Annotated in this window: 13 protein-coding genes; all 13 read left to right on the forward strand. The window is 52.4% G+C overall.

Features of this window, described 5'->3' with window-relative positions; genetic code table 11:
• Positions 1 to 159: 159 nt before the first annotated feature.
• The 13 genes from spoVAD (at position 160) to QOX44_RS08460 (ending at position 11941) form a co-directional block, all read left to right on the forward strand.
• Complete coding sequence (gene spoVAD / locus QOX44_RS08400; RefSeq protein WP_283682611.1) at positions 160 to 1176, forward strand: stage V sporulation protein AD; 1017 nt, start codon at positions 160 to 162, stop codon at positions 1174 to 1176.
• 45 nt (positions 1177 to 1221) lie between these two features.
• Positions 1222 to 1581, forward strand: coding sequence for a SpoVA/SpoVAEb family sporulation membrane protein (locus QOX44_RS08405; RefSeq protein WP_283682657.1), 360 nt, complete (start codon positions 1222 to 1224; stop codon positions 1579 to 1581).
• Between the two features lie 106 nt (positions 1582 to 1687).
• A complete protein-coding gene (locus tag QOX44_RS08410; RefSeq protein WP_283682613.1) occupies positions 1688 to 3085 on the forward strand; it encodes an aldehyde dehydrogenase in 1398 nt (465 codons plus the stop codon).
• A gap of 97 nt (positions 3086 to 3182) precedes the next feature.
• On the forward strand, positions 3183 to 4505 hold the full coding sequence (locus QOX44_RS08415; protein ID WP_283682614.1) for an aspartate kinase: 1323 nt from the start codon (positions 3183 to 3185) through the stop codon (positions 4503 to 4505).
• Positions 4506 to 4547: 42 nt separating this feature from the next.
• Positions 4548 to 5012: a Na+/H+ antiporter subunit E gene (locus QOX44_RS08420; protein ID WP_283682616.1), complete on the forward strand. Its 465-nt coding sequence runs from the start codon at positions 4548 to 4550 to the stop codon at positions 5010 to 5012.
• A complete protein-coding gene (locus tag QOX44_RS08425; protein WP_283682617.1) occupies positions 5009 to 5341 on the forward strand; it encodes a monovalent cation/H+ antiporter complex subunit F in 333 nt (110 codons plus the stop codon). Before QOX44_RS08420 ends, QOX44_RS08425 begins: the two co-directional genes overlap by 4 nt.
• Entirely contained in the window at positions 5328 to 5750 is a 423-nt protein-coding gene (locus QOX44_RS08430; protein WP_283682618.1) for a cation:proton antiporter, read from the forward strand. Before QOX44_RS08425 ends, QOX44_RS08430 begins: the two co-directional genes overlap by 14 nt.
• 1 nt (position 5751) lies before the next feature.
• The gene (locus tag QOX44_RS08435) at positions 5752 to 6060 is read left to right on the forward strand and encodes a hydrogenase subunit MbhD domain-containing protein (protein ID WP_283682619.1); all 309 of its coding nucleotides are present in this window, start codon (positions 5752 to 5754) and stop codon (positions 6058 to 6060) included.
• On the forward strand, positions 6029 to 7000 hold the full coding sequence (gene mbhE / locus QOX44_RS08440) for a hydrogen gas-evolving membrane-bound hydrogenase subunit E (RefSeq protein ID WP_283682620.1): 972 nt from the start codon (positions 6029 to 6031) through the stop codon (positions 6998 to 7000). Before QOX44_RS08435 ends, mbhE begins: the two co-directional genes overlap by 32 nt.
• A 1-nt stretch (position 7001) precedes the next feature.
• Complete coding sequence (locus QOX44_RS08445; RefSeq protein ID WP_283682622.1) at positions 7002 to 7379, forward strand: sodium:proton antiporter; 378 nt, start codon at positions 7002 to 7004, stop codon at positions 7377 to 7379.
• The gene (locus tag QOX44_RS08450; protein WP_283682623.1) at positions 7379 to 8887 is read left to right on the forward strand and encodes a complex I subunit 5 family protein; all 1509 of its coding nucleotides are present in this window, start codon (positions 7379 to 7381) and stop codon (positions 8885 to 8887) included. Before QOX44_RS08445 ends, QOX44_RS08450 begins: the two co-directional genes overlap by 1 nt.
• 11 nt (positions 8888 to 8898) lie before the next feature.
• On the forward strand, positions 8899 to 10455 hold the full coding sequence (locus QOX44_RS08455) for a complex I subunit 5 family protein (protein WP_283682624.1): 1557 nt from the start codon (positions 8899 to 8901) through the stop codon (positions 10453 to 10455).
• Between the two features lie 13 nt (positions 10456 to 10468).
• Positions 10469 to 11941, forward strand: coding sequence for a complex I subunit 5 family protein (locus tag QOX44_RS08460; RefSeq protein WP_283682626.1), 1473 nt, complete (start codon positions 10469 to 10471; stop codon positions 11939 to 11941).
• Positions 11942 to 11943: the final 2 nt, after the last annotated feature.

The following is an 11943-nucleotide window of genomic DNA, read 5'->3' on the forward strand; positions in this document are numbered from 1 at the left end:
GACGATCCGACAGAGCCGGCAGCTTGGAAAAGCCAGACGGTTCTGTCGGATCGTCTCTTTTTTCTTTCTGTGTGAAATAAAAAGCGCCGGTCAGATGCATAAAACAGGAAAAACAGGGGACATTAGGATTAAAGAAGGCAGTTGGACAGGAGGCAGGTTATGGCAGTCAATCAGCAGGCAGGACAGCAGAGCATTGAATTTCAGGAAGCGCCGCATATCATCAGCAGCGCGTCAGTCGTAGGACCAAAGGAGGGAGAGGGACCGCTTGGAGAGTGGTTTGATCTGGTCGCTCCCGATGCGGGGCTGGGTGAGGAGACGTGGGAAGAGGCGGAAAGTACGATGCAAAAGGAAGCGCTTCAGACGGCGATCGGAAAGGCGCAGCTTATGACGCAGCAGGTGCGGTATCTGTTTGGCGGTGATCTGCTGGCGCAGCTCATCGCGACCTCATTTGGAAATGGGGACGCGCAGATCCCTCTGTTTGGGCTGTACGGAGCCTGCTCTACATGCGGAGAGTCGCTTGCGCTTGCAGCTATGACGGTAGCTGCCGGGTATGCGGATTATGCCGCGGCGCTTACCTCCAGTCATTTCGGCAGTGCCGAGAAAGAGTTTCGGTTTCCCCTGGGATATGGGAATCAGCGTCCCCTGTCAGCTACCTGGACGGTCACGGGCAGCGGAGCGTTTGTACTTGCCCCCAAGGGCGGACATGTGAAGCTTTCCGGTGTGACGCCGGGGCGGATCATCGATATGGGGATCAAGGATAATATGAATATGGGGGCCTGCATGGCGCCGGCAGCCTGTGATACGATTTATCAGAATCTGATGGATTTTAACCGGCAGCCGGAGGACTATGACCGGATCATAACAGGTGATCTCGGCAGCGTGGGGCAGCGGATCGTGATCGACCTGCTCAGGGAAAAGGGCTTTGATATTTCTGCGCAGCATATGGACTGCGGGATCGAGATCTATGATCCGAAGCGGCAGGATACGCATGCAGGCGGGAGCGGCTGCGGCTGCAGCGCAGTCGTGCTGGCTGCAATGATACTGCCGAAGCTGCGAAAAGGGATCTGGAAGCGGGTGCTTTTTGTGCCGACCGGCGCTCTTTTGTCAAAGGTCAGCTTTAATGAGGGGCAGACGATACCGGGGATCGCGCATGCGGTTGTACTGGAGCACTGCTGAAAAGGGAAGCTGTTAAGACAAAGGAAGTGCGATGGAGGGATTATGATGGATTATATACATGCTTTTTGGGTAGGAGGGCTGATCTGCGCGCTCGTGCAGATCTTACTGGAAAAGACAAAGCTGCTGCCGGGCCGTGTGATGGTGATCCTGGTATGTCTGGGAGCAGTGCTGGGAGCAGTGGGGATTTACGGGCCTTTGATCGAGTTTGCCGGGGCAGGCGCATCCGTACCTCTGCTCGGATTTGGAAATACGCTCTGGAAGGGCGTGAAGGAAGCGGTCGATGCCAAAGGCGTCCTGGGGCTTTTTCTCGGAGGCTTTCAGGCGAGCGCGGCGGGGATCAGCGGCGCGCTCATCTTTTCTTATCTGGCCAGCTGGATCTTTGAGCCGCGGATGAAGGACGAATAGTCTGTACTGCTCTGTGGCGGGGCTTTCGAAGCTGATCGCAGAAAAAGAATTTGCAATTTTCCTCATATGTGTTAGAGTGGAAGACAGAAGACCGGGAAGCCGGAGGATGAGGAAGGATTCAGATACGATGAAAACAGGATTGGAGCAGCTCTTAAAAGAGCAGCGGGAATATTTTGCGCAGGGGAAGACAAAGGAGCTTCCCCTGCGACTTGCCGTTTTAAAAGCATTGAAACGGACCGTTCAGAAATATGAAAAGGAGATCGGGCAGGCCCTGCAAAAGGATCTGGGAAAATCTGCGACGGAGACCTATATGTGTGAGACAGGGATGGTGCTCTCGGAGCTTTCTCATATGATCCGTCATCTGCACCGCTATGCGAAGGAGCAGCGGGTGAGGACTCCGCTCGCCCAGTTTCATGCGCGAAGCTTTACATCGCCGGAGCCGTACGGAGTGGTACTTGTGATGGCTCCCTGGAATTATCCGTTTATGCTGGCAATGGAACCGCTGATCGGGGCAGTCGCGGCAGGCAACTGTGTCGTTGTCAAGCCGAGCGCGTATGCGCCTGCGACTGCGGATGTGATAGAAAGGATCGTGGGAGAATGCTTTTTGCCGCAGGCAGTATCTGTCGTAAAGGGAGGCAGAGAAGAAAATACGGCTCTCCTTGCCCAGAGATTTGATTTTATTTTCTTTACCGGCAGTACCACTGTCGGAAGACTGGTGATGGAAAAAGCGGCAGAGCATCTGACGCCGGTCTGTCTGGAGCTTGGCGGAAAGAGCCCGTGTATTGTCGATGCGACCGCAAATATCCCGCTTGCTGCAAAGCGCATTGTATTTGGAAAGTATCTGAATCTCGGGCAGACGTGTGTTGCGCCGGACTATGTGTTCGTGCAGGAGGAGGTAAAGGATGCGCTTCTGAGCGAAATAGAGCGCTGCATCCGCCGCCAGTTCACCCAAAAGCCTCTTGAGAATCCGGATTATGGGAGGATTGTCAGTCAGAAGCATTATGACCGTTTAAGGGGACTGATGGAGGGTGTGACCATATATACGGGGGGCGCCTGCCGGGCAGAGACGCTCCAGATAGAACCGACGGTGCTTACGGATGTGACGCCGGAGAGCCCTGTGATGCGCGAGGAGATTTTCGGACCGCTCCTTCCGGTCCTGACGTACCGCAGTCTGTCTGAGGTGACGCAGTATGTGACGGCGCATGAAAAACCGCTGGCGCTGTATCTGTTTACAGAAAGCAGGCAGACACAGCGGGAGATCCTTAAAGCGTGCAGCTTTGGCGGCGGCTGTATCAACGATACCGTGATCCATCTGGCAACGAGTCAGATGGGCTTTGGCGGAGTCGGGGCAAGCGGCATCGGGAGCTATCATGGAAAACAGAGCTTTGAGCTGTTTTCTCACCGCAGGAGCATCGTAAAAAAATCTGTGTGGATGGATCTTCCAGTCCGCTATCAGCCGTATGACAGATGGAAGCAGCGGGTGCTGCGCATATTTTTGCGGTAGAGGAAGGGAAGGCCTGGTTTTTGTAAAAAACAGTTGGATATTTGCCAAAGTGATGGTATGATTTAGGGTGGAATATTTAGAAAACAGGAGAGAAAGAATGGGAAAAGAGCAGACAATCGTGGCAAAATTCGGGGGAAGCTCTCTTGCAGATGCGGGACAGTTCAAAAAGGTGAAGGACATCCTGCGCAGGAACCCGGACAGAAGATACATAGTCCCGTCAGCACCGGGAAAGCGGGACCGCAGCGATGAGAAAGTAACAGATCTTTTATATGAATGCTATGGCAGGGCGAGCCGCAAAGAGGAGTACCGCCCGGTGCTTGATAAGATCAAAGCGAGATATCAGGAGATCATTGATGAACTGGAGCTGTCTGTTTCACTGGATAAGGAGTTTCAGATGATGGAGCAGGCATTTATCAGCGGGGCGGGGGAGAAATACGCCGCCTCACGCGGAGAATATCTCAATGGGATCCTTCTGGCAGCCTTTCTGGGATATGAGTTTGTAGATGCGGCGGAGGTGATCCGTTTTGACCGCAATGGAAACTTTGAGGATGAGCGGACGAACTTTTTCCTCGCCGACCGGCTTGTCAATATTGAGAGGGCAGTGATCCCGGGCTTTTACGGGGCGGATGATGCGGGAAATATCCATACGTTTTCCCGCGGCGGGTCTGATGTGACGGGAGCGCTCGTGGCGCGGGCCGTATGTGCCGACCTGTATGAGAACTGGACGGATGTGTCCGGTTTTTTGCTGACGGATCCGGGGATCGTTGATCATCCGAAAAAGATTGATATTATGACGTACTCAGAGCTTCGTGAGCTGTCCTACCGCGGCGCGACGGTCCTGCATGAGGAAGCCGTCTTTCCGGTACGCCGGGAAGGGATCTCCATACATATCCGCAATACAAATCATCCGGAGGAGAAGGGGACGCTGATCTGCAGCAGGATCGATCCGGAGGATGAGGTGCCGATCACCGGGATTGCGGGAAAACGGAATTTCGTAGCGGTCAGCATCGCCAAGAACAGGATGAACGCCCAGGTGGGCTTCTGCAAACGCCTGCTGGAGGCGTTTGATGAGAATCATATCGTATTTGAGCATATGCCGTCGGGGATTGACACGATCTGCGTGATCCTGCCAAGGGATGTCTATCAGGAGAAGCGCGAAGCAGTCATGGCGTCGCTGGAGCGTCTTCTGGCCCCGGATAAGATCAGTGTAGATGAGGATATGGCGCTTGTCACAGTCGTGGGGAAGGGAATGCGTTCCGTCAGCGGTATTGCGGCAAAATTTTTTACGGCGCTTGGCGAGGCCGGCGTCAATATCAAGATGATCGACATGGGATCAAATGAGATCAACTGTACGGTCGGCGTGTCAAATCAGGATTTTGAAAAAGCGATCCGTGCGCTGTATGATGCGCTGGCGGTGTAAAAGAGCGGGAGCGGTTCCTGCTTTGTATTTGGAGGTGTAAAAATGTTTCTTTTGTTTTTTGCGCTGTGGGTGATCTTTAACGGAACGATCACGCTGGAGATCTGTCTGTTTGGCGTGGCGATCTCAGCAGCCATGTTTGCATTTATATGTAAGTTTATGGACTACAGCATTGCGAAGGAAAAACAGGTTTTGAAGCGGAGCCTTCCGTTTATCCGCTACTGTCTGGTACTTGTAAAGGAGATCGTCAAAGCGAATTTTGCAGTCATGCATATGATCCTCTCTGAGCGTGAGGAGATCGAGCCTGCACTTGTGAGCTTTCGCTCTGATATGAAAACAGCGACAGGAAGAGCGTTTTTGGCCAATGCGATCACTCTTACGCCGGGAACGATCACAGTCAGCCTGGAAGGGGAAGAGTATCTGGTGCATTGTCTGGATGAAAGTCTGGCAGTCGGCATTGACGATTCTGTTTTCACACAGCTGTTAAAGGATATGGAGGAAGAGCTATGAGCAAAGGGATACCAGGGCTTTCACAGGCGTATGAGATACTGTTTACAGCAGCGCTTATTTTTCTGGCGGTGATGATGATCCTGTGTCTGATCCGGGCAATCATCGGGCCGCGGATCGCGGACCGCATTGTCGCGGTCAATATGATGGGTACGATGGTCATGGTTATTATCGCGATCCTCGCGCTGATGCTGGAAGAAGGATATCTGGCGGATATCTGTCTGATTTATGCAATGATCAGCTTTCTGGCTGTCATTGTCCTGACAAAGGTATATATGGGGGTATACCGGCGCAAAAAGATGGAGGAGGAGCATACAGATGACAGTAATTGAATGGATTCGTTTTTTTGCGGGAGCTTTTCTGCTCCTTTTCGGTCTGGTGATATTTGCGATTGAAATGATCGGCGTATTCCGCTTTAAATATGTATTAAACCGGATGCACGCGGCAGCGATGGGAGACACGCTTGGCATCGGGTTTTCTCTGATGGGATTGATCGTGATGAACGGCTTTAATTTCACTTCCCTGAAGCTGTTTCTCGTCATTGTGTTTTTGTGGTTTGCATCTCCGGTTTCTTCTCATCTGATCGCACGTCTCGAGGTGACGACCGATGAAGAGCCTCATGAGCATTACATGAATATGACGATCAGAGAAGCACATGCGCATGCCGCATCACAGGAGCGCACGCAGGGCGATGAGAGCGCTTTTGGTGATACAGACAGCGAGAAGGAAGAGGAGGCGTGACATGCAGGTATTTACATATATTTTGCTGGGATTTCTGGTTATCTGTGCAGTTTCTGTAAGCCTTTCTAAAAATCTGCTGAATTCAGTCCTGATCTTTATGTCATACAGTCTGATCATGTCGATCATCTGGATCCTGCTTGAGTCGCCTGATCTGGCGATCACAGAGGCGGCGGTAGGAGCAGGCATCACGAGCCTGCTGTTTTTCCTGACGCTGAAAAAGATCCATGCGATGATAAAAACAGATAAGCGGGAAGAGAAAGAGGAGGAAGAGGAGAAGGATGAGCAGAAAGATTCCACAGGAACAGTATGAGAAGACGCGTTCCTATCGATTAAAGCAGTGGCTTGACGGCTCAAAGGATCTGTATCTGGGCGAAGTCGAGATGAAACCTCAAAAACCGTATGAGGAAACTCATAAGCAGCGCAAAAAGCGGGAAAAGGAGAAGGCGCGTGCCGTTGAGCGTGTCTATGATACCGAACGCAATGCGGAGATCCGTATTTTCCGGAAAATATACCGGGTATTTTCGATCCTGTTTTGCGTATTTCTTGTGCTGATGCTCCTGATCGCTGTCTCATATCTTCCGACGATCGGCAGTGCGGACAAGCCGGCGAACAATGAAGTCTCTGCACGTTATATTGAAAGCGGGCTTCAGGAGACGGGGGCGGTAAATATCGTTACAGGCATGATCCTGGATTACCGCGCGTTTGATACGCTGGGAGAATCTCATGTACTCTTTGTAGCGACCTGTACGGTGCTGATCCTTCTGCGGCGCGATGAGAAAAAGCGAAAGGACGGGGAACCGGCAGAGGAGGAGCAGGATTTTCTGTATGAGCCGAAGGATGATGTGATCCTGCAGACAGTCGCAAAGATCCTTGTGCCGCCGATCGTGATCTTTGGTATTTATGTGATCCTTTGCGGGCATCTGGGACCTGGAGGTGGATTTTCAGGAGGTGCGATCATCGGCGCGGGTCTGATCCTGTACCTCAATGCGTTCGGATTTGAGAAGACGGAGCGCTTTTTCCGGGCATCTACCTACAAAAAGCTCAGTTTCACAGCGCTTGCATGCTATACATTTTCCAAATGCTATTCCTTTTACACTGGTGCGAACCACATCGAAAGCGTGATACCGCTGGGGACGCCGGGAGCGATCCTGAGCAGCGGCCTGATCCTTGTGCTGAACATCTGTGTCGGTGTTGTTGTGGCAGGGACTATGTATACGTTTTATGCTATGTTCAGAAAGGGAGGATATTGAGATGGATTTTGCGAATCTGATGAATAATTATGAAGAGGCTGTCGCGATGATCCTGTTCGGGATCGGATTTTCCAATCTGCTTCTCCAGAAAAACCTGATCAAGAAGATCATCGGATTTAATATTATGGATACAGCGATGTATCTGTTCCTTGCATTAAAGGGGTACATAGCGGGGCGGAAGGCTCCGATCGTTGTGGACGGCATACAGAGTGTGGAGGCATATATCAATCCGATCCCAAGCGGTCTCGTTCTGACCGGCATCGTGGTATCGGTCTCTGTAACAGCGCTGATGCTTTCTCTGACTGTCCGCCTGTACCGCCGCTATCACACGCTGGATCTTGACAAGATCACAACGCAGCTGAAGAAGGAGGGACTGTGATGGCGTTTGTACAGAACCTTCCCTTTATTTCCATTTTGCTGTCTCTGTTTGCAGGGCCGCTTTCCTCTATTTTAAGCGGGAAAAAAGCAAAATGGGTAAATCTCGCTGTGATCGGGGCAGTCGGAGCCATGTCTGCTGCAGTGCTTGCGTTTGTGCTCTCTACCGGAGAGCCGTATGTATATATGATGGGACATTTCCCTGCTCCCTGGGGAAATGAGATCCGGGTCGGCGTACTGGAAGCGTCTATGGCAGTGTTTTTCTGCGTGATCATGTTTCTCTGTATGATCGGAGGAAGCCGGGAACGTGAGCTTGAGATCGAGGAGTCCAAGATGAACCTGTATTATGTCATGGTGAATCTGCTGCTGTGCTCTTTGCTTGCCCTGATCTATACGAACGACCTGTTTACGGCATATGTGTTTGTGGAGATCAATACAATCGCGGCGTGCGGACTGATCATGATCCGTCAGAATGGACGGACGATCGAGGCAGCGACGCGGTATATGATCATGAGCCTTTTGGGCTCCGGCCTTTTTCTGCTCGGACTGTGCTTTTTATATGATCTGACCGGGCATCTGCTGATGAGCAATATACAGGAATCTGTCCGGGTCCTGAAGCAGACCGGAGAGTACCATGTCCCGCTGCTTGTCTCTATCTGTCTGATCTCTGTCGGCCTTGCGATCAAGAGCGCGCTGTATCCGTTCCATGCATGGCTGCCGGACGCATACGGTTATTCGACGCTGTCCTCGGCGGCGATCCTCTCTTCACTCGTGTCAAAGGGATACGTATTTCTTCTGGTGAAGATCTTCTACCGTGTGGTCGGCTTTGATGTGATCATGGACAGCAAAGTCATCAACGTACTGTTTGTATTCGGTATTATCGGTATGATCATGGGATCTGTTGCGGCGATCAAGGAAAATAACATCAGGAGGATGATCGCGTTCTCCTCTGTGGCTCAGATCGGCTACATTTACATGGGTCTGGGACTGGGCTCCCAGATTGGTTCGATCGCAAGCGTTTACCATATTGTTGCTCATGCGGCAACGAAGTCTCTTCTGTTTGTTGCGGCGTCCGGGCTTACGCAGGCGTCCGGGGACAGCACGGATTTCTTTGACCTGACGGGCGCGGGATTCCGAAATAAGCTTGCCGGTATCGCATTCACAGTCGGCTCGCTGTCGATGGTCGGTTTTCCGATGTTTTCCGGCTTTACCTCAAAGCTGCTCTTTGCGCAGGCAGGCGTGGAAAGCGGAAATAAGATGCTGCTGACGCTGGTAGCCCTGGCGCTGAGTACGATCCTCAATGCAGTCTACTTCATGAAGACTGTGATCCGTATCTATACACCGGAGAAGAAGAAGGTGCTGGTACAGAAGGATTTCCACAGTGTGACAATGGCGGATCAGCCTGCAAAGTCGGCTGCGCTGGTCTGCTTTATCGTGCTGAACCTGTTCCTGGGACTGTGGTCTGAGCCGATGGTAAGACTGTTTGGCGACGGGCTCGCCATGTTTGCATAGGAGGAGAAGGTATGAGTGGTTGGATATTGCTTCCGGTATTGCTGCCGGTGCTTGCTGGGGCCTGTATGCTTGGCTCCTCTGCCGTATCAAAATGGAAGGGCAGACCGCAGCCGGACGCTGCTTCGCTTCGCCGTCTGCATCTGGCTGTATGCGGCGTGCTGAGTGTGTCAGCCGTTCTGGCGCTTTTGGCTGCGTGGAGCGGAGAGCATGAGGTGACGTTGTTTTATCTGATGAAGGATATTCCGGTCTATTTCCGCATTGATGAGATCGGCCGTCTGTTTGTGACAGTGATCAGCATCGTGTGGGTGGCGGTAGGGATCTATTCCTGCGTATATATGCGCCATGAGGGAGAAGAAAAACGGTTTTTTGGATTTTATCTGATCGTGTACAGTGTGCTCATCGCGCTGTCATTTGCCGGAAATCTTGTGACGATGTATCTGTTCTATGAGCTGATGACGCTTGCGTCTATGCCGATGGTGCTTCACAATGGCTCGCGTGAGGCGATCATGGCAGCGCTCAAATATTTATTTTATTCTATGTGCGGGGCATATATGGGACTGTTCGGGATCTATTTCCTGTATCAGTATACGGATACGCTGACCTTTACGGCGGGCGGGACGCTTGATATGACGCGCGCAGCCGGACATGAGGGAGTACTGCTTGTCGCAGTGTTCGTGATGCTGCTTGGATTCGGCGCAAAGGCAGGCATGTTTCCGCTGCACGCGTGGCTTCCGACTGCGCATCCGGTAGCTCCGTCTCCGGCGTCCGCCGTATTTTCGGGAGTGATCGTAAAATGCGGCGTGCTCGCTGCGATACGTACAGTTTACTACGTCGTAGGACCGGATTTTCTGCGCGGGACATGGGTGCAGACCGTGTGGATGACGCTTGCGCTGCTGACGGTATTTATGGGCTCCATGCTCGCGTACCGGGAGCCGGTTCTCAAAAAGCGGCTTGCTTATTCTACGGTCAGCCAGATCTCGTATATTTTGTTCGGCCTTGCGCTGCTGACGCCGACGGCGATGTCAGGGGCGCTCCTGCATGTCGTATTTCATGCATTTATCAAGGCAGCCCTGTTTTTAACTGCCGGTATCTTTATTTTTGGCTGCGGCAAGACAAGGGCAGATGAGCTTACCGGGATCGGAAAGCAGATGCCGGGAACGCTGTGGTGCTATACGTTTGCATCGCTTGCGCTGATCGGTATCCCGCCTGCCAGCGGATTTATCAGCAAATGGTATCTTGCGCAGGGAGCGCTGGAAGCGCCGGTCGGAGCATTTCGCTGGATCGGTCCTGTGGTGCTGCTTGTATCAGCGCTGCTTACCGCGGGGTATCTGCTTCCGGTGGTGATGCGGGGATTTTTCCCGGGTGCATCCTGGCGCGGTATGAGCGCAGAGGATACGGCAGTACGCACGGAGCGGGATGGCGGAAACTGTGTGGCGCAGACATCCGGCGACGCTCCGGCAGGTATGCTGGTGCCGCTCGCAGTGCTGGCAGCGCTTACATTGTTACTCGGTGTGTTTCCAAATCCGCTGATCTCATTTGTGAGTAAGATAGCGGAAGCAGTCATGTAAAGGAGGAGAAGCGATGCAACCATATTTTCTGGCAGTAGCTGTTCTGTTCCCGATCGTGATGGGAGGCGTACTTCCACTGCTTCCGTTTCGGAACAGACGGCAGATGATGATTTATATTGAGGCAGTCGTACTGCTTAATTCGGCGCTCGTGCTGGGGCTTTTATTTACGCAGCCGCAGGAGGCGTGCGTGCTGCTGCGTTTTACCGGGAATCTTTCCCTGAGCTTCCAGCTGGACGGGCTGGGAACGGTGTTTGCGGGGATTGTTTCTCTGCTGTGGCCTTTGGCTTCGCTGTATGCGTTTGAATATATGAAGCATGAAGGACATGAGAAGATCTTTTTTATGTTTTATACGATGACGTATGGCGTGACGCTGGGCATTGCATTTGCAGAGGATATTGTGACGATGTACTGCTTCTATGAGATGCTTACGCTGATGACACTCCCGCTGATCATGCATACTTTAAGCCGTGAGGCGATACTGGCGAGCCGGTCTTACCTGTACTATTCTCTGGGAGGCGCTGCCTTTGCGTTTATCGGGCTGGTATTTATCTTAAGCTACGGCACGACAGCAAACTTCGTCCCCGGAGGCGTGCTTGATATTGCCAAGCTTGGAGACCGCGCAAACCGTCTGCTTGTTGTATATGTGCTGTGCTTTTGCGGCTTCAGTGTGAAGGCGGCGATGTTTCCTTTTTCCGGATGGCTGCCCAGGGCAGGTGTGGCGCCGACTCCGGTCACAGCTCTGCTCCATGCAGTAGCTGTCGTAAAGTCAGGAGCTTTCACCGTGATGCGCGTGACGTACTACAGCTTTGGTACAGAATTCCTGCGCGGCACGTGGGCGCAGTATGTGGTCATGGCGCTTGTGATCTTTACGATCCTGTATGGATGCAGCCGGGCGCTCAAAGAGACGCATCTGAAGCGAAGACTTGCATGGTCAACCGTCAGCAATCTTTCCTACATCCTGTTTGGCGTTGTGCTGATGACGCCGCTCGGACTGATCGGAGCGCTTGCGCATATGATCTTCCATGCAGTGATGAAGATCTGCTCATTCTTCTGCGCAGGCGCAGTAATCTACAAGACCGGGCGAAATTATATTTATGAGCTGGATGGTCTGGGGAGAAAGATGCCGCGTACCTTTGGGATCTTTACTGTCTCTGCACTGGCGCTCATGGGTGTGCCGGGGCTGTGCGGCTTTATCAGCAAATGGAATCTGGCAAAGGCGGCGATCGCCAGCGAAAATGTGCTTGCCTATGTCGGCGTGGGGGCGCTCCTTGTTTCTGCTCTGCTGACGGCAGTCTATATGCTGACGATTTCTGTCCGGGCATTTTTCCCGGGAAAGGATTTTGACTATAGTACAGTAAGTGATGCCGAAGATCCGAACTGGATGATGCTTCTGCCGCTTACGATATTTGTGGTTGTGATGTTCGTATTCGGACTCCACAGCGCTCCGGTCATCTCAGCGCTGGGATCGATCGCAGCCCTGATGTAGAA

Origin of the sequence: Parablautia sp. Marseille-Q6255 (assembly GCF_951230155.1) — a bacterium.
Taxonomy (GTDB): domain Bacteria; phylum Bacillota; class Clostridia; order Lachnospirales; family Lachnospiraceae; genus Choladousia.